This is a genomic window from Ignavibacteriales bacterium (assembly GCA_016700155.1).
Lineage (GTDB): Bacteria > Bacteroidota > Ignavibacteria > Ignavibacteriales > Ignavibacteriaceae.
On sequence record CP065001.1, the window covers coordinates 4,382,852 to 4,404,284 of the forward strand.

Genomic DNA, 21,433 nt, shown 5'->3' on the forward strand with positions numbered 1-21,433 from the left:
CGTTCTATGCAGTTACAACTCTTACTAATAATTTATTCGGCGCGCATGCTATAACATCACCTTCTGCCGCAGCAATTGAGTGTTTACATATTCCGTTTTTGCATGATGATGAATGAACACGAACAATACCATCACGAAGGGTTAACCCGGTTTTTCCAATTAAACCATCAACCGAAATATTTTTGTAATTCTTTTCTAATGAAATTCTATCAAGCAACCCTTTTTCATTTTCTATCAGCAATTCTTTTTTGCCTGAGTTCATCAAGGATGAAAAGAAATCTGATTCTTTATACTCAGCAGTAAATAAATATTCTGCTTTCAGGTTTTTAATTTCATTTCTCAGGTTAAACAACGTGAAGTTCAAATCATCAATTGAAAAGACGGAGTTGTTTGAGTCGCTGAATATAAGGTCGGAATCAATTTCATCTTCTAATCTTTTAATTCTGTAAGTAACAATTCCTTTGTCAGAAAAAATTTCTTTTCTTGATGATAAGTCAATCTTATTTATTATCGCATTAAATTTTGAATCAGCCATCAAAACCGGCTCTGAGTTACTCTTAATTTTATTTCTGAATGATGAAATGATTTTTGACAATATCTGTTCATCAGCAGGAATAAATCCGTGAATTGAATAATAAGTTGACTTAGTATTATTACTCAGCTTACCGGCAGTAATACCTGCGCCAAAAGCTACGGTTGATAAGCCAGCTATCTTGAAAAAGTTTCTTCTTGAAATCATTTTATTCTCCTTAAATGTCAAACCTGCTTACCGCAGGCAAGAGTCAGACGTTAAACGTCAGACCAAATTATTAAAATCTTTTTGTCACATTGAGCTTGTCGAAATGTGACCGTCAGTCTTCGACAGGCTCAGACTGACAATTCATATTTTCAATTAACAACAAACTACTTACTACTAACTAAAATCAAATCATTCCTGCAAAGCCCATAAAAGCTAATGCAAGTATGCCTGCAACAATTAAAGTAATCGGCGCACCCTGAAATGCTTTTGGTACATCTGCAAGATCGAGTTCTTCTCTTATGCCAGCCATGATAACAAGAGCTAAAGTAAACCCTGCGCCTGCACCAACACCAAACACAACACTCTGAAGGAAATCATATTCTTTCATTGATGCGAGCAATGCGAGTCCGAGTATTGCACAGTTAGTTGTTATAAGCGGAAGAAAAATTCCGAGTGCCCTGTACAAAGGCTGTGATACTTTCTTAATTACCATCTCTACAAACTGAACCAGCGCAGCAATAACAAGTATGAATGATGGTATTTGCAGAAACTCAAGTTTATAAGGAACAAGTACAAGGTTGTACAATAGCCAGCTTACTATTGCTGTCAGTACCATTACAAATGTAGTTGCCAGTCCCATCGATATAGCAGAAGAACTTTTATTTGAAACTCCGATGAACGGGCAGATACCGAGAAAGTATGCAAGTACAAAATTGTTTACTAACGCCGCTGAAATAAAAATGATTAATAATTCCATAATTAAATACCTGCTTCCTTCAATACTTCATCAGTAATATCTTCTTTGCCAGAACGTTTGTATTGAGCAAGAAGAGATTCACGTTCAAGATTTTTCTTTCTCTCTATATAAACATTTGCAAAGCCCATCATCAGTCCGAGTGTAAGAAAAGCACCAGCAGGTAAAATCATTATTAACCATGGTTCAAATGCGTTTGGTAAAACCTGGTAGCCAAGTAATGTTCTTGAACCGATGATCTCTCTAATTCCTCCAAGAACAAAAAGTGAAATCAAAAAACCTGCGCCGTTGCCAAGTGCGTCAAGCACTGATCTTAAAGGACTATTTTTTGAAGCAAAAGCTTCTGCTCTTCCGAGAATTATACAGTTAACAACGATCAACGGAATGAACGGACCAAGTGCTTTACTTAATTCCTGGAACTGCGCTTTCATTACAAGGTCAACAATAGTTACGAATGTTGCAATGATTACGATGTACGCCGCTATGCGCACCTGGTTGGGAATTAATTTTCTTACAAGCGAAATAAGAAGACTGGAAAACACCAGCACAAAAGTAGTAGCGAGCGCCATCGCAATTCCATTAATTGCGGATACAGTGACGGCAAGTGTAGGACACATACCAAGTATCTGTTTGAATGTTGGATTTATATCCCACAACCCTTTTGTAAATTCTTTAAGGAGCGTTACCTGTTTTTTCATTTTGCAGCTCCTTTCGTTTCAAATGATTTCAACTTTGAGATTCCTTCATTAACAATTGTAACAACCGCTCTTGATGAAATTGTTGCACCCGTTATGGACTGTACTTCATTTGGAGCAGAAGGTTCAACACCTTTAACAAGCTTTATTACCGGAACAGGAGTTAGTCCGTTATATTGATCTTTGTAAGGGGGTTCAAGGATTTTTGTGCCGAGTCCCGGTGTTTCAGATTGTTCAAGAACTTCGATAGATGTTACCTTATCAAGTGTTGATGAAAGCCCTATCATCAGTTTTATTTTTCCCTGGAAACCATTTCCTGAATAAACAAGTGAATACCCTGAGAAATTATTTTGTTCATCAAAAACTTTGTATGCTTCTAATTCTTTTGTTTGAACAGCTTCATATTTTTTTCCATCGGGATGAACAAGGAATATTGCGCGTTCGGTTTCAGCTTTTTGATTGACAGCGATTTTAGGCGCTGCCCAGTTGTTTACAAGCGACAATGAACCGCCCGCAATAACTCCGATAACTGTAAGCGTAGCAACGATGCGAATTACTTCTTTCATTTCTTCGCTCCCTTCTCAACGCCGAATATTACAGGTCTTGTATATCTGTTTATCAAAGGAACGAAACCGTTCATAAATAAAATTGAATACATAACACCTTCGGGAAGTCCGCCGTAAATTCTTATAACAACAAGAACAAGAGAAATTCCCAAACCGAAAATCCACATTCCTTTTCCTGTAATTGGAGAAGTAACCCAGTCAGTTGCCATGAACATTGCGCCGAATAAAAAGCTTCCCGCAAAAATGTGAAAAACAGGTGAAGGGTTATGCGGATCAATAAGCCAGAATATTCCTCCAAAGACGATCATTCCGATTATCATTGAAACTGGAATACGCCAGTTAACTATACCAACTGCTATTAAAAAGATACCGCCGGCAAGTACAGCAATAGCGGAAGTTTCTCCAAGTGAACCACCGATATTACCGACCGCCATTGGAATTGTTTCTGTAAATATTTTATCGAATTTGAATGCCGCTAATGGTGTGGCGCTTGTTACCGCATCAACAGCAAAATTTGGTTTTGTCCATGTTGTTATCTGTACTGGAAAAGCAGCTTGCAGAAAAGCTCTTCCTACTAATGCGGGATTAAAAATGTTGTAACCAAGTCCGCCGAAAATTTGTTTGCCAAGTCCTATCGCTACAACAGAACCGATTGCAGTTGCGGAGATAGAAAAATTCGGAGGAAGCGTAAGTGAAAGCAATAAACCTGTTAGGGCTGCACTTCCATCAAACCATGTTATTTGTTTTTTTCTTATTGATTGAATAGCTGATTCAGTTCCAACAGAGAACACTACTGCTGTGATCATAATAAAAATCTGCTGCCATCCGAAAAAAATAAGTGCAGCAGCAACCGAAGGAACTAACGCTGCGACAACATACCACATAACTTTTTGTGTCGTCCACTTAGAGTGTAAATGCGGTGACGTTGTGAGATCAAACTGAACTGATTTTTTTGTTTCTGTAATTGTAGCTGTTTCCATAAATATATTCTTAGTGTTACTTAGTGAACTGAGTGTCTTAGTGGTTTAAAAATATTTTACCACCAAGACACTAAGGACACTTAGAGTCACTTAGTTGAGGCAGCTCTTTCACGCTGCATTTTTAAAACTTCCTGTTTTCCTAATCTTAACCATTGAACAAGAGGAATGTTTGCCGGGCAAGTGTATGCACATGTTCCGCATTCCATACAAACTGTTATGCCTAATTGTTCTGCGTCTTCAAACCTGTCAAGCTGGCTGTAACGGACTAATCTTGTAGGCATAAGATTTAAAGGACATACATCGACGCACTGTCCGCATTTCAAACAAGCTGTATCAGGTTGTTGTTCAACTTCATCTTTTGTAAGAACGACAATGCCCGAAGTTGCTTTCATAACCGGTGCTGAAAGATCATACTGTGCAACGCCCATCATCGGTCCGCCGACAATTACTTTAACAGCGTCTTCTGTTACGCCGCCGCAATATTCCAGAACATCTGTGATTGTTGTTCCAACAGGAACTATTAAATTTTTTGGATTCTTAATTCCCTTACCTGTAACAGTTAAAGCCGCGGTGATGGAAGGTTCGCCTTTTACAACAGCGTCATAAATTGCAACGGCTGTTCCTATATTTTGAATAACCGCACCTACATCCATAGGAAGTTTTCCCGGGGGAACTTCTTTTCCTGTTACTGCTTTGATGAGCATCTTCTCAGCGCCCTGAGGATATTTGGTTTTTAATGAAACTACCTCAAGATTATTTTGATTTACAGTGTGCTTGCTTAAAAGCTCTATCGCTCCGGGTTTATTATTTTCAATTCCGATTACACCTTTGGAAACACCGATTGCGCGCATAATTAATTTTAATCCGCCGATAACTGCTTCGGGGCGTTCCATCATAAACCTGAAATCTCTCGTAAGATACGGCTCACACTCGCAGCCATTGAGAATTACATAATCAATTTTTTTATCTGAAGGTGGTGATAGTTTTACAAATGTCGGAAATGCAGCGCCGCCCTGTCCAACAATTCCGGCATCTTTAACACGTTCACGAATTTCTTCAGATGAAATTGTTTCAAAGTCCATCGGTTCAAAAAAAGTATTTTCAGTCTGACCATTAACAGTAATTACAATTGCATCTTTCGGAAATCCGCTGCTGTTCGGTTCTTTACCAAGACTTGCAACCGTTCCGCTAACTGGACTGTAAACCGGTGCAGAGATAAATCCATCAGCTTGGGCAACAAGCATTCCTGATGTAACAACCGCACCTTTCTTTACTAAAGGTGATGACTGTTTACCGACATGCTGTGATAATGGAAGAATGACTTGTTTGGGTAACGGCATTAATTCAAATGCCAGGTTTTCAGTTGATGATTTTTCTTCCGGTGGGTGAATTCCGCCATGAAATGTTTTTGAGCGCACGATATGTTCCGCGTTTTATAAGTTAGTATTCACAAAATTATTTTGTATTTGGCAACAGTACTTAATTACAAAATAATATTTGATTTCAGGCGATATTTTCACAATCTGTGCCAAGAAGTGCGTTTTTTTCAACACTTTTACCAGCTTCATTTCAGAACTTAAAATGGGTTTATTGACTTATTGTTGTAAAGCGGGAATTCTCTTTTTCATTATTGAAAAAGTAGTTATAGCATAAGTGAGAATAGTCTAATGATTATTAAAGATACTTTCGCATTATTGGTCTTGTCGCTGATCTTCTTTCAACTTCATTAAATCCTGTTTTAATAAATGCAGAAGCTGTTCCGGTCCAGATAAATGCAGGTGTCGCCTTGTCATTTTTTGTTTCAACAGGATATCCTTCAACAATTTTTGCTTTATTCTTCTTAGCAAATTTCACTGCTTCATTAATTAATTTAACCGACAATTCTTTTCTTCTAAAATTTTTATGTACGAAAAAACATGTAATTGACCAGACCGGTTCATCATCAACAGGAGAAAGTATTTTTGAGTTTGCAAGAACAGGATATTTTTCTCTTGGTTGAATTGCTATCCATCCAGCCGGAGTATTTCCGTCATAAGCAATTAAACCCGGAATGATTCCGGTTTTGACAATTTTCTTCATCTCTGATTTTGTCCTGCCGTCTTTACGTTTTTCATCGTACTCTTTTCTTCTCATCATCCAGTACATGCACCAGCATCCGGCGCAGGCGCCGTTTTCGCCGAAGAGAGTTTCAAAGTCATTCCAGGTGTTGGGAGTTAATTGTTTGAATGTTGTTTTCATTTATTAGTTACTTCATTCTGATTTAAGAACACTGATTAACGAATTATGATTTTAGATTTATTTGTTAAGATTCTTTTGAGCGGTTTCAACACTCTTTACAAAAATAGAAATAAGTTCATTACATTCTTTTAACGCTGCTTTGAATTTTGAATCAGAATTATGTAAAGAAGCTTTATCAAGAATCTTCAAACAGATTAAAGTCTCTCGAAGTTCCTTCAGAATAATTTTCAATTTATGAACGAAATCTTTTCTTGATTCTCCACTTTGTGCTTCACCGTAATTAAGAGCGGAAGAAGTTCCCGAACGAATCAATTGTCCGGCTAAATGATTTCCTGCTTTAGTATTTGGAAGTTCGTTTACTATCCCGATAATCAAAACAGAAAAATTGATAAGCCGCTCTTCAAGCTCAAATTTATTCATAATCTCTTCCTATCTCATTTTACTGACTTCTAAAATCTAAAATCGTTAATCTATGTTCCTAAATCAACTGACTTGCTGAAACCATTTCCAATAATCTGAATCGTACAGAATGTCAACAAAATTGTTTATCAGAAAAGGAATAATAACTTTTAATGAACACACAGGATATTTTACTTTATTTACTGATCGGACTTACATTGTTCATCTTTCTTAGAAAATTCCTAAGGAACAAAAAAGTTAAACACTATTCAGCTATTGATCTTAGCCAGGTAATTAAGAAAAACAAAAACACGCTTCTTCTCGATGTAAGAACCAAAGCAGAGCGCGATTCACAAAAGATAAATGGCTCAATACATATTCCGCTACATGAATTGAAAACCAGGGTTGAAGAATTAAAAAAATACAAAGACAAAGAAATAGTTTGTTACTGCCAGACAGGAAGCAGAAGTGTTTCAGCGGCAATCATATTACAGAAAAGCGGTTTTAATATTGCGAATCTTCGCGGAGGAATTTTAGGATGGAATTCAGCGGGACTAAGATAATCCACTGGACAAAAAAATTAGGACCGGTTGCACTTGGTGCGTTAGGTGGATTTTTATACTACACATACATTGGATGCAACTCAAACTCTTGTGCAATTACAAGCGATCCTTACATTAGCACAATCTACGGCGCTGTTGTAGGAAGTGTTTTTACTCAATGGGGAACTAAAAAGAAAAAAATTACTGAAGAAAATTCAACGGAGAATATTTCACAATGAATTATGGTTTATCAAAAAAAGTCAGTACCGGTTTTGAATCAACAATTGAAAAAGTAACCGACGAACTTAAGAAAGAAGGTTTTGGTGTTCTTACAACAATCGATGTTAAAGAAACGCTAAAGAAAAAACTTGATGTGGATTTTAAAAAATATACAATACTCGGTGCGTGCAATCCACCGATAGCACACAAAGCATTGCAGATGGAAGAAGAACTTGGTTTGCTTTTACCGTGTAATGTTATAGTTTATGAAAAGGATAATGAAACGCAGGTATCGGTTTTTGATCCTATGGTTATGACAAACATAATCGATAATCCTGAAATGAAAACAGTTGCCACAGAAGTACGCAGCAGGCTTGAAAGAGTATTAGAAGCAGTTTAATTATTTATATATCAAAGAGGAAAAACAAATGGCTGAACATTTAACAAAAGAAACTTTCCAGGAAAAAGTTTTTAACTACGAAAAAAATACTGAATGGAATTACGAAGGTGAAATTCCCGCGGTAGTTGATTTCTGGGCTCCATGGTGCGGTCCCTGCAAAATGGTAGGACCGGTAATCGATGAACTTTCTGAAGAGTATAAAGGCAAAGTAAATTTTTATAAAGTTAATACCGATGAAGAACAGGAACTCGGCGGAGTGTTTGGAATAAGAAGTATTCCCTCATTGTTATTCATTCCTGTAAAAGGTCAGCCGAAGATGGCGGTTGGTGCGCTTCCAAAAGAATCAATGAAAGAAGTAATTGAAAAAGAACTTCTAACGCCGGTTGCTTAGTTGAATTAAAAAAGATTATATGAACGCTGTACTAAAATTGTGAGTACAGCGTTTATTTTTTATTAACCAGAATTACTCCCGCAGTAATTATTATACCTGCAACTATCATCAGCAAAGTTATCTCTTCATTCAACAAAACCCACGAAGCAACTACAGTAACAAATGGTTCGAAATAAAGGAACGCCCCGACTTTAGCTGATTCCATTTCCTTTAGCGATTGCGCCCAGAATACATAAGCAATCCCCGAACAAAATATTCCCAGGAATAATATTGCAATCCATCCTGTTGAAGAAAGTTGTGTAACAGATTCAACAGAGTTTTTACTAATTGCAAACGGCGAAATAATGATCGCCATTATCAGGAACAAAAATAAAATCGTCATCATCGGCGGATAGTTAACGGAGATCTTTTTATTTACAAGTGAATAAACACTCCACGTAAACGCACTGCCGAGAACAAGAAAATCTCCTTTGTTGGAAATAAAACCGATTGAAGTGAAATCGCCTTTACTCATAAGTAATAAAAGACCGAAGAACGAAATGATAATTCCTGAAATCTTTATAGGCGTCAAATATTCTTTAAGGAACAACAGCCCAAGTAGAGCCATAAAAACCGGAGTGATACCAATAATCCATCCTGTGTTTGCTGCACTTGTGTATTGTAATCCGGTTACCTGTATCCACAAATGAAAAACGGCTATAAGCGCAAGCAGCAAAATTCCGCCGTGACTTTTAAGATTAACAGCAAAACTTTTTTTAGTTCTTACCGCAATCACTGACAAGAAAATTGTTCCTAATATCAGTCGAAGAAAAATAATTGAAAGAGGTACAAGTTCATCAAGTGCAACCTTTGTAGCGATGAATGAAACGCCCCAGAATACTACCGCTGATAGAGGTTTCCAATATTTAATTAATTTTGATTTCAAATAATGAGTTGGATATTATGATGAGAGAAAGATAAAGAATAAGATTAAGAGAACGAATGCTTTTCTTCTAAGTGTTCCTAAGTGATATTAGTGTCTAAGTGGTTAAATCTCCTAAACTCGTCCGTGCAAATATGCTTTCCTTTTCTTCTCCGGGAACTTTTCAATTGCATACCGAAGTATTGTTCTGGGCATCACTTTGTAATGTTCTTTTAGAAAATCCTCTTCAGCATCAATGTCACGATTGCCGATTTCACGAAGCATCCAGCCGACACCTTTTTGTATCAGGTCTTCTTTATCCTTCAATAATTTTTCTGCAAAAATAAATGTCAGCGTAAAATCACCATTCCTTATAAAAGTGTATGTCGATAGAATACTTATCCTCTTCTTCCATAAATCCTTTGATGAAACAAAGTCAAAAAGAATTTTCCTGTCACGTTCCAATAAATAATCGCCAAGTATTTTAGGAGCCGAAAGATCAACAAGATCCCAGTTGTTAATGTATTTTGTGTTTGCAAGATAGAGGTCAACAATCTTTTTCTTCAAAGCATCATCACCTTTCTGGTATTGATGTATAAGTATAAAAAGAGTCGTCAATCGTTCTTCATGGATTTTTGAGCTTAATAATTGTTTTAAATCCGTAAGCGGTAAATGATAAAACATTTTTGCAATCTGTCTTTGAACAGGGACTTTTATCCCGACAAAAATATCTCCCTCACCATATTCACCAGGACCTGTTTTGAAGAACCTCTGAAGAATTATTGCATGGTCAGGATTTGAATGCTTCTTTATTGTTTTATGAAATTCAGTAACGCTCATTTGTTTCCTTTAATTGGTAACAGACTTAATCCAGGTTAACATTTCTTCAAGTGCAACGGGTGAAAAAGTTTCCTCAATCTTTGAGTATTCCGAAACAGCACCTGTTTCTGAGCTCTGGAACAAATGGTTTAACCCTTTTAATTCTTTAGTCACAAAGTTTTTATTTCCAGCTTCCGTCAGAAATTTTTCAATCGCTGTTAAATTTTCTTTCGGAGGAACCTGCAGATCATTCTCGCCATTTAGCGCAAGCACCGGGCATGTTACTTTTTTCAGAGCAAGTGCCGGATCAAATGAAAGAAAATATCTGAACCATGGACTCAACAAAATTTTTAACTGCTGTGTTTTTAACATTTCAACATCACCCAATTCAGTTTTTTCTTCTTCCGTAAGGTTATTGTAAAAAAGTTCAAAAGCGGAAAGTAGTTTTTCTTTTGCAGTACTGTCATCAGGTGTTGTTTTTATTATTTCGTACATCTTCTTCGACAAGTCCAAATTCTTTTTTATTTCTTCTTCACTAGTTCCTTCGGCTTTAGAAATTAATTCTGATTGCAGAATAAGTATTTGATCACCCGGAATTCCAGGACCTGCAAGTAAAACAATAAAGGCAACATCATTTGATTTTGTTGCGACGATGGGTGCTATCAAACCGCCTTCACTGTGTCCTACCAATCCAATTTTATTTTTATCGATATCATCTCGTGTTTTTAGGAATTCAATTCCGGCAAGTACATCAGTACTAAAATCTTCTGAATTAGCTTTTGAATGATCGCCCGTTGATTCGCCCACACCACGGTCATCAAATCGAAGTACAGCTATTCCGTTTTTGGTTAGATAATCTGCGATGACAAGAAAGGGTTTGTGACCAAGTAATTCTTCATTCCTGTTTTGTGGTCCCGAACCGGTAATCAAAATGACTGCTGGAAATGGTCCACCTGTTTTTGGAGTTGTCAAAGTTCCAGCAAGTGTTATATCCGCATCAACATTAGCATACGTAACTTCTTCTTCGTTGTATGGATACGGAGGTTTAGGTTCCTGTGGTCTTTTCAATTCAACTTTTTCTTCTGAGTATTTTAGCAGCAAAGGAATTGCTTGACCACCCTGATTCCACATTCCATCAATCTGCATATTCTCAATGTTGAATGTGCCTTCATAAAAACCACCGATTGCTTTGACATCAAATCTAACTTTATCATCACTAACAATAACCCGGTCAACTTTAATCCCGTAAGCTCCCTGGTCAGGGCTGTCTAAAGTAGCTGATGATAATGTATCTGCTTCAACATTTATATTGAACACAATTCTTAATTCTACCGTTGAAATTTTTAGAGTTCCCTGCCAGGTTCCTTTTATTTTAGAAACATCTCCAGCCAATAACAGAGTTGACAAGGAAAAGATATAAAGGAATAAAAATAATTTTTTCATTTTATACTCATTTAATTAATAAACATTTTAGTCTGCTTAAAGTTAAGAGAATAAAAGATTATCGTGCAGAAAATTTATGATGAGCGGATTAGTTTTTTGATCTGGCGGTAATGTCTTTCAGAATGTAATATTAAAAACTCAGTGATATGGTGAATATTCATTTTGTTCGAATACCACGTACTGAAAAGATTTTTAGTAATAGCATCGGGTGGTATTGATTGGAAGAATTCCTTCATATCCTTTCTTAAACTTTCCCATTTTTTAATTAGTTCATCATAGTCAGAAGAATCCGGAATGTTATCAATCCCCTTTGGCGCTTTGATTTTTTTAGGCAAGCCGAACAGAAATTTAAGCTGTATGGTTCTTAACGGTGAAAAAAACCCCATCTCCTCTTTTAATTGATAATCTTTAATTGACCGTTTTAATGCGATTATTGTTGCCTGTTCGGCTCTTATGATATGATACAAAATTTGTAACGGTGACCATTTATTTTCGAACGGTTTTACGTTCATTAATCCCTTCGGTGAATTAGTGAACAATGAAATTATGTCGCTTCGCAGCTCTTCAAGCCGATGGAATTTTTTTTCTAACTGATTATTCATGAGGTGTATAAAAAAACTGGAGAATCCCTTTCGGTATCTCCAGCAAATTAAATTACATATGTAGTATGTTTCCGGAATGAATTCTCATCCTTCCGGCAATACATCTTTAATATGTTTTCTCTTTTGTTTTTTTGTCCACTCACCCTCCTTAATTAGTTATTAAATAGTGTTATTTAATACGACTCAATAGGAGTACTAAGTGCGGAAAATTAATTCCGCGGAATGGCCATCCGGTTGTCAACTTAAAAAAGTTAATCACAATTATCAAGTGCACTTTAGGGTGAAGAAAAATTATTCTCCCCCTTTAAAGTGTTTATAATTTTTTATAAGCCTGTGCAATTGTTTTTCTTTTCTCTTTCTTTCAAGCATAAGGTCTTTATTTCCTTTTGTTTCGTGGTATTCGTTTTCCTTTAAAAGTTTTAAGTAATTCTGAAAATATTTTTCGGATATTATGCCTCTTTCAACCGCGTCAAGTACTGCGCAGCCTTTCTCAACGGTATGTGTACAGTCAGAATACCTGCAGTTAACAGAAAGTTTTTCTATCTCGCTGAATGTACTTTGCAGACCATCCTGTGCTTCCGTTAATCCAAATTCACGCATACCGGGTGTATCAATCAGGATAGCTCCCGTTGGTATTATGAACAGTTCGCGTCTTGTTGTTGTATGTTTACCGCGATTGTCCTTTATCCGGATCTCAGAAACACTCTGAACATTGCTGCCGAGTATATTATTTATAATTGTGGATTTGCCAACACCTGAAGAACCAACGAGAGCATAAGTTTTACTTTTAACTAATTTTGAGAGAAGATTTTGCAGCCCTTTCCCTGTTGATGCGCTAATTGCAGTTACATCAACGTCGGGATGATGTTTGTGAATTAAAGAAATAAATTCATCTTCGTTTTCAACTAAGTCGGATTTATTTAGTATTACCATCGGAGTTACGTTTCCGCTTTCAGCCATTACAATGTAGCGCTGCAGCCTGTTAATATTAAAGTTGCTGTCAAGTGCCTGAACGATAAAAATGAAATCTAAATTTGCAGCTATGATCTGTTCCATCGATTTACTTCCCGGGACACTCCGTGAAAATTTTGATCGTCGATTTAACACTGAATGTATGATCGCCTTTTTTTCTTCTTCGTATTCTATAGTCGTCACCCAATCACCAACTTTCGGAAAATCGGATGGCGAATCGGACGAATAAATAAGTTTGCCGCTAACTTCCGCCTGCAGTTCTTCTGTCCCGTTATGGATTATGTATCGTTCTTTGTTTTCGGTTATTACTCTTGCTTTACTAAATCCTGATTCTTTATGAGATGTAAAATCTTTTTCAAAAAAATCAGACCAGCCTAATGCGATAAGGTTTTTCAATTTTGTTTTCCTTTAGTGATTAATAAATATTTTTAACGAAAGGACGGACTGATTCGTTTAAAGCAGAAATGGTTTTACTGTTTTAAGACTCAGTCCTTATTATGCAATGGTCTGCATATTCAGGCTGATTAACAGATAAGATTTTTTGTGTAGTGTTTTTATAAGTCTTCTAAAAATTTTCAACTCAAAATTACTTTTTAATATGTTAACTGACAAGTAATTGATGAGTGCATAGCTATGTTTTTCATTTCAATAATTGAATGATTCAATCAGATAAGAATACAAATAGAACGTTTGTACTATGTTTTAATTCATTATTAAGAAACATTGCTTTAAAAATACTCCATTCGACCAATACCGCAGCAGAATAAAAGGCGGGATATTTACACATCAAATTTCAAAAGCAAAAATCAAAATCAAGGAGTAAAAAAATGTCACTAATAAAAAAATTTTTTGTGCTTGCAGTAATTATGTCGGCACTTTTTATAGTCGGTTGTTCTAAAGATTCCGAAAACCCTGTAAAGCCGGGTGATGGCGGCAGCGGAGGGAATGGTGGTGGAAACAATTCTCAGTCAACAATAACAATTAACGGTGCAGGTTTTAACAACAAACAGATCGGCTCCAATTCGGGCGTGGGTGTTTATATAGCTCCGGAACAAATGACTTATGTCGCTTTCTGGGCAGTGTCAGGCAGCGATTCACTTACAGCTTCAATTAATATTCCCGGCACAACCACTGGAACTTATAGCTGGGTTAATACTGAACAGGGATTGTATTTTTCAACAGGGACATCTCAAACCGCAAGAGTGTTTTATCCAACCGGTGACGGCGCAACAATTATAACTGAATTTGGAAATGTTGGGGGGAAGATTGTCGGCACATTACAAGGAAAGGTTTTTGATGTTGTAAGCGGTGATACAGCAAATGTGTTTGCATCATTTTCAGTTGTACGCGCCGCGGATGAAATAGAATAATTTTTTCATAACGCATAGATCTCCAAATAATGCGGCAGCTTACCACTGCCGTTTTTTTATTTTTACTCAGAAAGATTAATTTCTTTACCGGCTTCCGCTGAATAAACTTTTCTGCCTTTATCTTTTTTAAGAAGTTCCGCTCCTACCCATTTAATTGAATCTTCTTCTCCGTGAACAAGGATAATTTTTTCGGGTTTAAGTCTATCTGCAATTTTTAGTAATCCTTCTCTCCTGGCGTGCGATGGAAATCTGAATTTTAATATTTCACATTTTATTATCTCATCATTACCAAACAGATTGATTACATCACCTTGCCGGGAATTAGTAATTACATAACCCGGAGTAAGTGAATCCATATAACCAACAACTACAATTGCTGATTTTTTTTGTTTGACCCAATGTCGTGCAAGTCTGTATGAAGCTGTGCCAGGCATCATCATTCCGCTTGATGCAAGAACAATACACGGCTGTTTAAAAAATGTCATAGGATCATCGACTTCAAATAAATTTTTCTGCGGAATATTATTTAATATAAGTTCGGTATCATTTCTACGGGTTGTAAATCTGTTATAGTCATAAACCTTACTTATTTTATTTCCGATGCCGCCGGTATAAATATCTATATCCGGTATTGTTCCCGAAATAATTAATTGATGACATAATGCCGACATCTCCTGCATTTTACCAAGTGAAAAAACCGGGATGAGAATTGAACCACCATCGTTTGCAATTCTGTTTATTGCTTTGGCAAATTTTTGTGATTCAGTTTTAAGCGTTGGAACAAGTGTTGAATCAGTGCTTCCATAAGTTGTCTCGGTAATCAGGATATCAATTTTAGTTTCAGGAAGTTCTGCTTCTTTGATTATGATCTGCGGCTCAGTATTTATATCGCCGGTAAAAAATATTTTAATATTGTTGTGCTTAATCAGAATTGAAGCAGAACCGGGAATATGTCCGGCATCATAAAAGGTAGCATTGATTTCTCCGCCTTTATGTTTATAACCTTTTAATAAAAAATTCTGTCCATATTCCTTCCATTCAATGCTTTGAATGAGCAGATCAATTTCATCGTGATTGAATAAAGATTTTAGCTGTTCGTCATTTTCATCTTTAACAATTTCAACCGAGTTATGAAGTGTAAGTTCTGCAATCGCCCTTGTCTGCGGAGTAGAAATAATTTTAAGGTAGGGAAATTTTTTTATTAAGAACGGAAGCGAACCAATGTGATCCTGGTGAGCATGTGTGATTAATACATAATCAACAACTCTGTTCTCAATCAAAGATAAATCGGGAAGTGAATCACTTCCTGTTTTTCTCGGATGCATTCCGCAGTCGAGAATAATTCCTGTTCCCGAAAGATTCAGATAATACGAGTTTGCGCCAATCTCGCCGGCACCGCCTAAAGGAAGAAATATCATTCTTCTATTGCCCAGATAATATCACTAAGTGTCGGTTCGTTAGAATTAAAATTGAATCTCATGAGATATGCCGTATTAAAGCCCAGCATATAATGTTCAATTATTTTTTTAAGCCAGGTTAGTTCGGATTTTAGTTTCCAGTGCTCTCTCTTTGATGAATACAACACGACAAACAACCGGTTCTTAAAATGTTTTCGCTGCTGTTTTGACTGATTGTTATAAAACCATTCAATCAGTTTTCCTGAGTCACGTACAATCTCTTTTATCGGTGATGTAAATTCTTTCGGAAGTACAGATGTTTTATGATCGAAAGCAACTCCCTGAATTATAAAATCCTTCTGCCTGTCTTTTGAATTTTGCGCTGGCGTCACTCCATCAACTGAACAAAAAATATTTTCAACAGCATAGGCAGACCAGAAATTAAACCACCTGTTGATTGAGTAGTTATAGTACTTTTCATAATCAGTTTCAGACTTAAATCTCAGTTCAATTTCTTTTAGTACATTTTCGAACTCAAAGGTTTGATAGATAAAATTTGTTTTAGTATCGAAGTAGTCGTTTTGTTTTTGCAGCCATTTGTATGGGTAGTTTAATCTTTTTTTTAGCTCGGCTTCTATTTGTGTTAATGAATATTGCATTCATTTACTTCTTTTTAAATATAAATATGTATTCATGTTTGAAAACATAAAACCCGCCAACCAACGCCCTGTAACGCCACAACTCTTTCTGTTTCATTTTGCCGCGTGTGTCTTCAAAATTTTTTACAACTGTCGATTTTAAAACATAACCTCGTTTAATAACTTCCTGCATTGAATAAAACCCTAACGGTATCCATTCACCATCCGAATACTTATCCCCGATTATAACGGCTAAATATCTTCCCTTATCAAGCACCGATGAAACATTATCTATAACCTTACCAAAACTTTCCAGAAATTCATTTAAAGATGTACAGTTTGAAAGATCACTTTTCTCTTCACTGAACTTGATAATATCCCAGTAAGGCGGATGCATAATAACAAGCTGCACCGATTTAATTCCAAGTGTGGATAAAGATCTTTTCAGGTTTATTCCTGATGAATCACCAACTATAATTTCAGTCTTACTTTTTCTCTTTTCTTCATCAAGATTTTTTTGTGCAAGCTTTGCTACCGATGGAATCAATTCTACGCCAACACCGTTTCTTTCCAATCTTTGTGATTCAATCAACGTAGTACCGCTTCCAAGAAAAGGATCAAGAACCCATTCGTTCTTTTTCGTATAACGTCTGATGAGTTGATTAGGAATTTGCGGAATAAAATTTCCCCAGTATCCGGCAGAGTGTGAACCGCTTGTATCACGTTTCTTTATTATCCACAAGCTGTCCGTTATGATGTCATCATATTCTTTCCACCGGTTCAGGTTAAGGTCATTTATCTTTCCGGTTTTAATCTGTGTAAGTGATTTGATTAAACGCTGAAGGTAATATTTGCTGCGTTCAATAGTTTGTGTTTTTATTATCTGTTCAATTTCTTTTTGAAGATAGGCTGAGTTTATATTAAACCCGCCGCCAAGTTGAATTGAATCAGATCCAATTATTTTTTTATTTAGCTGATCCAGAGTGTTTCTTATCTCAGACAATTTATCTTTTTCTGTCAGCTCAAGAAGCGTTTTAAGAATATCGTTTTCGCTCATAATCAATTCATCATTTTTAAAATTATTTCTGAAATTGTTTTACCGATACTCAACGATGCAGTAGCCGCCGGTGACGGCGCATTAAGTACGTGAACCATATTTTCTTCGCTGATAATTCTGAAGTCATCAACTAATTTGCCATCGGGTTCGAGTGCCTGCGCTCTTACTCCTGCCCCGCCGGTTACAATATCATCTTTGGTGATTGAAGGAATTAATTTTTGCAAAGCTTTTGTAAAAGCATTTTTGTTATATGATCTGAAGAATTCGCCCATCCCCATTTTATAATGTTTTGATGCCATCTTAATAAAACCGGGATAAAAAAACATTTCAACTAAATCTGAAAATGAAATATCACTTTTTTTATAACCTTCTCTTTTGAAAGCAAAGACGGCGTTAGGACCAGCTTCAACTCCACCCTTCATCATTCGAGTAAAATGAACACCAAGGAACGGGTAAGCTGGATCAGGCACAGGATAAATTAAATTTCTCACAAGCTTCTCAGATGATTTTTTCAGTTTATAATACTCTCCTCTGAAAGGAATAATTTTAAGACCAGGATTTATTCCACAAAGTTTTGCAATTCTATCGGAATAAAGTCCACCACAATTAACAAAAATTTTTGATTTAATAATTTCTGAAGTAGTCTGAAGTTCAAAATGATCACTTAGCTTTTTTATCCCGATGAATTTTCTGTTCAAAAAAATTTGTCCGCCATTCTCTTTAATCAATTCAGAATATTTATTTGTTACAACCGTGTAATCAACTATTCCGGTTTGAGGAACAAACAAAGCTTCAACACAATTTATATATGGTTCGATTTCTTTTGCTTCATTTGGTTTGAGTCTTTTAAGACCAGTAAGTCCATTTGCATTTCCTCTTCGCTCAAGTTCGCTTAACGCAGGAAGCTCGTCATCTGTAACCGCGACAACAAGTTTACCACATTGTTCATGGGGAATCGAATGCTCTCTGCAAAAACCATACATCATTTCGCGACCAGCAGCGCAGTTAATTGCTTTTTGCGAACCGGGCTTATAATAAAGTCCCGAGTGAATAACACCGCTGTTATTACCGGTTTGATGATAGGCAAGCCGGTTTTCGGATTCGATCAGCAGCAAAGAACATTTATTTTTTTGCAGAATAGAAAGAGCAGTAGCTGTTCCGATTATTCCGCCGCCGACAACAGTTATGTCATAAACCATTTTGAATGAATGAATTTTCGACAAAAAGTTACAATTTCAAATGGAACTTAATAAAATCAGACTTTGTTTACATATTTGTAAAATGTAGCAGTTTATAAGACTTGAATCCAAAAATAAAATTCCGTATCTAACCGTGTGGTATAACACACAATAAGCATTATGTGGAAATTATGAACGAAAAACAAAAAACTATTTTAATCGTAGCAATATCAATGATAACAGGGTTTGTTGCTGTATGGCTTTTTACCGGCGGGGAAATTTTTTCCAAATCACAGGTTATGGTTGAAAAAACCGATCCGCTTTTTGATACAACATATATTGAATGGCAGGACAAATTCATTCTCGGTTTGGATTACACTGCCCTTGCTGCGGCGATAGTCGGAACGGTCTCAGGAATTTTTATTTATTTATTTAAAACTAAAAGAAAGGAAACAATGTGAAAAAAATTATCGGTACTCTCGGAATTGTGCTATTTGTCTCTGCCGTTGTATTCGGACAGGGATTTAAAGTAAAAGCAACCGGTAACCAGACATTCAACTTTGTATCAAAGGATCAAAGGAATCAGACGTCTTTTTTCAGCGCGATGCCGGTTGAGGATATTCGTGGCCTGGCAGCCGGAGTAGAGGGGAATGTTTCATTTGATGTTAAGAATGTCGCATCAACATTAAAGGGAAAAATCACTATTGCGACGGCATCAATAAAAACAGGAATTGATTTAAGAGATGAACATATGCGAAGCGCGGGCTGGCTTGACGCAGAGAAATATCCGGAAATATCTTTTACAATTAAAAAAGTATCTGATGTGAAAAGTGAAGGTGACAATAAAATAAAAGCCAAAGTGTCTGGTGATTTTACACTACGCGGTGTGACTAAAGAAGTTGTAACAGAGGCGACACTCACATATCTGGATGAAAGTGAAAAAACAAAAATGAGAGCACCGGGCGACCTGCTTGGCATTCAGGCTGAGTTTGACATAAAACTTTCTGACTATGGTGTGAAGAATGATGTAATAGGAAATAAAGTCGCCGACAATATTGAGATCGATGTAAATATAGTTGGATCAAATGCTGCGAAATAGATGTTAATGCCAAGACGTGATGAAAAAAATGCCGGAATAACTTCCGGCATTTTTATTTTTAAAAAAGATGACATCATTTCCTTAAGATGTCATCTTTGTTTTAATCTGCCTACTTCAGCAAAATTCCCTTAGGTACTTCTGACTAAGTGATTGCATCACTTTATCATCAGCCCCGCAGAGCGGGATTTCTGCTCAAATGATTTCATCATTTGAGCATCAACATTTTTTTCATATCACTGTAAACCGGTATTCTTCCCTCACCAATTACTTCTATCCTGTAAAGATATATTCCACTTGCAACGTTGCCGTAGTAGCCCGTTTCAAACTCTACATAGCCTTCAGCTTTTTTTCTTTCTGTTTTATTAGGACTGAACTCTACTTCATAATATCCGGCACTTTGATATTGATTTACCAACACTCTTACAAGCTCTCCTTTTATATCATAAACCATCACCTTTACATAGCCGCCTTCTTTTAATCTGTATGGAATTGTTGTTGACGGGTTAAATGGATTTGGATAATTCTGAAGCAGCCTGAAATGCTCAACCACAACCGGAGGAGCCTCCGGTATGCCTGTTATTGTTACGTGTACTTCTTCACTTGCTGCTGACTGGTTCACTGCTGTGTCTATTGCTGTAAGCTTGTAATAATAATTACCTGAGTTTATCCTGTCAGGTACATCATCATAGTAAAATGTATCTGCAACAACAGCTATTAATTTTGTAGGGTCATAAATGAAATCAGGAACAGTATCCCTGTAAACTCTGTAACGAAATAAATCTGCTTCTGTGTTTTTATTCCATGTAAGATGAACAAGTCCAGAATCGAGAGAAGCGATTAGGTTGCGTGGAGGTTTAGGCGCAAGATCCATATAGGTGTATTTCTGTCCCAGAGGTCCTCCGAAAATTCCTATGTCGCTTCTGCTTCCGTCAACATCTAAGATGTTTGGGTTTCCTTTGTCAATTGCAGGTGAATATTTCTGAAGATGATAATCGAAATCAAGCTGTGAATTTGGTATGGTGTCCTTCACAAACATCGGATCAGCAACTATATTACTGTCACCAAGTATTGCTGTACCTGATACTAATTCAGTGACATTCCAGAATAAATTGTAATCCGGTATTACCGTACCATTTCCTGATTGAAAACCTCTGACTACATCCTTAGCAATATTGTTTCTTATTATTGTTCTGTGTGCAGTTGAACTTCCATAAGCATTTGGTGCATTCAATGATATGTTGTTTTCTAAATAAGCGTAATCTGTTGTTATTTGACCTACCTGAATATTTGTATTGTCGTAACCTGAAACAATATTATTCATTATCTTAATTCCCACATTATATTGAGCTCCAACTCCTCTTAAAGTATTACCTTGCTCTATTACAATATTATTTGTAAATGTTGGATTTCCGCCGAATGAAAAATATATGGGGGTGTTAATAGAATTAGAAGAAGTAATAATGTTGTTTGAATAAACAGAATTACATAGACCACTTGGGCATTCATCTCGAATTGCATAATAAAATGCATTTATTATGAAACTGGATATATTCACTGATGAAAAATTAATATTTAAAGGAACCTCCAAACTATTTATTTTACAAAATTCAGCTATCAAATTCGAACGTCTGGTTACTATTCCATTTCTCTGTGGATTAGAAGATTTGATCGTAAAATTTTTAAATGTCGAATTATTTTCAAAAAAGTAAATTATGTCATAGCCTAATATGTTTGTTCCATCAATTATTGTACTGTCCATACTACTACCAATAAGGTGTATTGTTCTATTTATATAAAGAGACTCGTAGTAAGTACCGTTTGCAACAATAATTGTATCATCAATCCAACTTAAATCAATAGCTTTTTGTATGCTGTCAGCCGCAGTCTCCCAGCTTGTGTAGGGCGGTGTGCTGCTGCCGGTTTTGCTGACATAGCGTGTAGTAGCGTGGGTAATGTATAATGTACAATTTATAATGTACAATGAGAGGAAAAGAAGAAGAAACTTATTTGGTTTCATAAAGTTACCCGTCGGTT

The 21,433-nt window shown here is 36.3% G+C and carries 25 protein-coding genes; 7 read left to right on the top strand and 18 right to left on the bottom strand.

All coding sequences use genetic code 11. The features are described from left to right. Nucleotides 1-4: 4 nt before the first annotated feature. The 8 genes from IPM56_18455 to IPM56_18490 all read right to left on the bottom strand — a co-directional run bounded on the left by IPM56_18455 (nt 5) and on the right by IPM56_18490 (nt 6,392). A complete protein-coding gene (locus IPM56_18455) occupies nt 5-739 on the bottom strand; it encodes a NusG domain II-containing protein (protein ID QQS36192.1) in 735 nt (244 codons plus the stop codon). A gap of 184 nt (nt 740-923) precedes the next feature. Continuing rightward, nucleotides 924-1,496 (bottom strand): electron transport complex subunit RsxA, encoded by a 573-nt coding sequence (rsxA, locus tag IPM56_18460; protein QQS36193.1) that lies wholly within the window; start codon nt 1,494-1,496, stop codon nt 924-926. A 2-nt stretch (nt 1,497-1,498) separates the two neighbouring features. After that, nucleotides 1,499-2,191, bottom strand: coding sequence for an electron transport complex subunit E (locus IPM56_18465; GenBank protein ID QQS36194.1), 693 nt, complete (start codon nt 2,189-2,191; stop codon nt 1,499-1,501). After that, complete coding sequence (locus IPM56_18470; protein ID QQS36195.1) at nt 2,188-2,754, bottom strand: FMN-binding protein; 567 nt, start codon at nt 2,752-2,754, stop codon at nt 2,188-2,190. The genes IPM56_18465 and IPM56_18470 overlap by 4 nt, the downstream gene beginning before the upstream one ends. Next, nucleotides 2,751-3,734, bottom strand: coding sequence for an RnfABCDGE type electron transport complex subunit D (locus IPM56_18475; GenBank protein ID QQS36196.1), 984 nt, complete (start codon nt 3,732-3,734; stop codon nt 2,751-2,753). The genes IPM56_18470 and IPM56_18475 overlap by 4 nt, the downstream gene beginning before the upstream one ends. Nucleotides 3,735-3,820: 86 nt before the next feature. Next, nucleotides 3,821-5,152, bottom strand: a complete 1,332-nt coding sequence (gene rsxC / locus IPM56_18480; protein ID QQS36197.1) for an electron transport complex subunit RsxC — start codon at nt 5,150-5,152, stop codon at nt 3,821-3,823. A gap of 256 nt (nt 5,153-5,408) precedes the next feature. Beyond that, complete coding sequence (locus IPM56_18485) at nt 5,409-5,972, bottom strand: GNAT family N-acetyltransferase (GenBank protein ID QQS36198.1); 564 nt, start codon at nt 5,970-5,972, stop codon at nt 5,409-5,411. A gap of 57 nt (nt 5,973-6,029) precedes the next feature. Next, the gene (locus IPM56_18490; protein QQS36199.1) at nt 6,030-6,392 is read right to left on the bottom strand and encodes a four helix bundle protein; all 363 of its coding nucleotides are present in this window, start codon (nt 6,390-6,392) and stop codon (nt 6,030-6,032) included. Between the two features lie 152 nt (nt 6,393-6,544). Here IPM56_18490 and IPM56_18495 point away from each other — a divergent pair, with 152 nt between their 5' ends. Genes IPM56_18495 through trxA form a run of 4 tightly spaced genes read left to right on the top strand, consistent with a single transcriptional unit; the run spans nt 6,545 to nt 7,923 of the window. Beyond that, a complete protein-coding gene (locus IPM56_18495) occupies nt 6,545-6,934 on the top strand; it encodes a rhodanese-like domain-containing protein (GenBank protein QQS36200.1) in 390 nt (129 codons plus the stop codon). Beyond that, nucleotides 6,910-7,152 carry a hypothetical protein gene (locus tag IPM56_18500; GenBank protein QQS36201.1) on the top strand — a complete coding sequence of 81 codons (243 nt, stop codon included), beginning with the start codon at nt 6,910-6,912 and terminating at the stop codon, nt 7,150-7,152. The genes IPM56_18495 and IPM56_18500 overlap by 25 nt, the downstream gene beginning before the upstream one ends. Next, nucleotides 7,149-7,532 (top strand): DUF302 domain-containing protein, encoded by a 384-nt coding sequence (locus IPM56_18505; GenBank protein ID QQS36202.1) that lies wholly within the window; start codon nt 7,149-7,151, stop codon nt 7,530-7,532. The genes IPM56_18500 and IPM56_18505 overlap by 4 nt, the downstream gene beginning before the upstream one ends. Before the next feature lie 28 nt (nt 7,533-7,560). After that, a complete protein-coding gene (gene trxA / locus IPM56_18510; GenBank protein QQS36203.1) occupies nt 7,561-7,923 on the top strand; it encodes a thioredoxin in 363 nt (120 codons plus the stop codon). 52 nt (nt 7,924-7,975) lie between these two features. Here trxA and IPM56_18515 read toward each other — a convergent pair whose 3' ends face one another. The 5 genes from IPM56_18515 to rsgA all read right to left on the bottom strand — a co-directional run bounded on the left by IPM56_18515 (nt 7,976) and on the right by rsgA (nt 13,056). After that, the gene (locus tag IPM56_18515; GenBank protein ID QQS36204.1) at nt 7,976-8,848 is read right to left on the bottom strand and encodes a DMT family transporter; all 873 of its coding nucleotides are present in this window, start codon (nt 8,846-8,848) and stop codon (nt 7,976-7,978) included. 111 nt (nt 8,849-8,959) lie between these two features. Beyond that, nucleotides 8,960-9,664, bottom strand: a complete 705-nt coding sequence (locus tag IPM56_18520) for a DNA alkylation repair protein (protein QQS36205.1) — start codon at nt 9,662-9,664, stop codon at nt 8,960-8,962. A 9-nt stretch (nt 9,665-9,673) separates the two neighbouring features. After that, entirely contained in the window at nt 9,674-11,086 is a 1,413-nt protein-coding gene (locus tag IPM56_18525; GenBank protein ID QQS36206.1) for an alpha/beta fold hydrolase, read from the bottom strand. A 74-nt stretch (nt 11,087-11,160) separates the two neighbouring features. Further along, on the bottom strand, nt 11,161-11,688 hold the full coding sequence (locus IPM56_18530) for a DinB family protein (protein ID QQS36207.1): 528 nt from the start codon (nt 11,686-11,688) through the stop codon (nt 11,161-11,163). 291 nt (nt 11,689-11,979) lie between these two features. Beyond that, the gene (gene rsgA, locus IPM56_18535) at nt 11,980-13,056 is read right to left on the bottom strand and encodes a ribosome small subunit-dependent GTPase A (GenBank protein QQS36208.1); all 1,077 of its coding nucleotides are present in this window, start codon (nt 13,054-13,056) and stop codon (nt 11,980-11,982) included. 431 nt (nt 13,057-13,487) lie between these two features. On the opposite strand from rsgA, the gene IPM56_18540 reads away from it, so the two are divergent. Next, nucleotides 13,488-14,030, top strand: coding sequence for a hypothetical protein (locus IPM56_18540; GenBank protein ID QQS36209.1), 543 nt, complete (start codon nt 13,488-13,490; stop codon nt 14,028-14,030). A gap of 62 nt (nt 14,031-14,092) precedes the next feature. On the opposite strand, the gene IPM56_18545 is transcribed toward IPM56_18540, so the two are convergent. Genes IPM56_18545 through lhgO form a run of 4 tightly spaced genes read right to left on the bottom strand, consistent with a single transcriptional unit; the run spans nt 14,093 to nt 18,321 of the window. Next, complete coding sequence (locus IPM56_18545; GenBank protein QQS36210.1) at nt 14,093-15,448, bottom strand: MBL fold metallo-hydrolase; 1,356 nt, start codon at nt 15,446-15,448, stop codon at nt 14,093-14,095. Next, nucleotides 15,445-16,086: a hypothetical protein gene (locus tag IPM56_18550; protein QQS36211.1), complete on the bottom strand. Its 642-nt coding sequence runs from the start codon at nt 16,084-16,086 to the stop codon at nt 15,445-15,447. The genes IPM56_18545 and IPM56_18550 overlap by 4 nt, the downstream gene beginning before the upstream one ends. A gap of 4 nt (nt 16,087-16,090) precedes the next feature. Next, the gene (locus IPM56_18555; GenBank protein QQS36212.1) at nt 16,091-17,122 is read right to left on the bottom strand and encodes a DNA methyltransferase; all 1,032 of its coding nucleotides are present in this window, start codon (nt 17,120-17,122) and stop codon (nt 16,091-16,093) included. 2 nt (nt 17,123-17,124) lie between these two features. After that, nucleotides 17,125-18,321, bottom strand: coding sequence for an L-2-hydroxyglutarate oxidase (gene lhgO / locus IPM56_18560; protein ID QQS36213.1), 1,197 nt, complete (start codon nt 18,319-18,321; stop codon nt 17,125-17,127). A gap of 170 nt (nt 18,322-18,491) precedes the next feature. Here lhgO and IPM56_18565 point away from each other — a divergent pair, with 170 nt between their 5' ends. Next, the gene (locus IPM56_18565) at nt 18,492-18,761 is read left to right on the top strand and encodes a hypothetical protein (GenBank protein QQS36214.1); all 270 of its coding nucleotides are present in this window, start codon (nt 18,492-18,494) and stop codon (nt 18,759-18,761) included. Further along, nucleotides 18,758-19,399, top strand: a complete 642-nt coding sequence (locus tag IPM56_18570) for a YceI family protein (GenBank protein QQS36215.1) — start codon at nt 18,758-18,760, stop codon at nt 19,397-19,399. Before IPM56_18565 ends, IPM56_18570 begins: the two co-directional genes overlap by 4 nt. A 205-nt stretch (nt 19,400-19,604) precedes the next feature. Here the strand turns inward: IPM56_18570 and IPM56_18575 are convergent, their stop codons facing one another. Beyond that, the gene (locus IPM56_18575) at nt 19,605-21,416 is read right to left on the bottom strand and encodes a hypothetical protein (protein QQS36216.1); all 1,812 of its coding nucleotides are present in this window, start codon (nt 21,414-21,416) and stop codon (nt 19,605-19,607) included. Nucleotides 21,417-21,433: the final 17 nt, after the last annotated feature.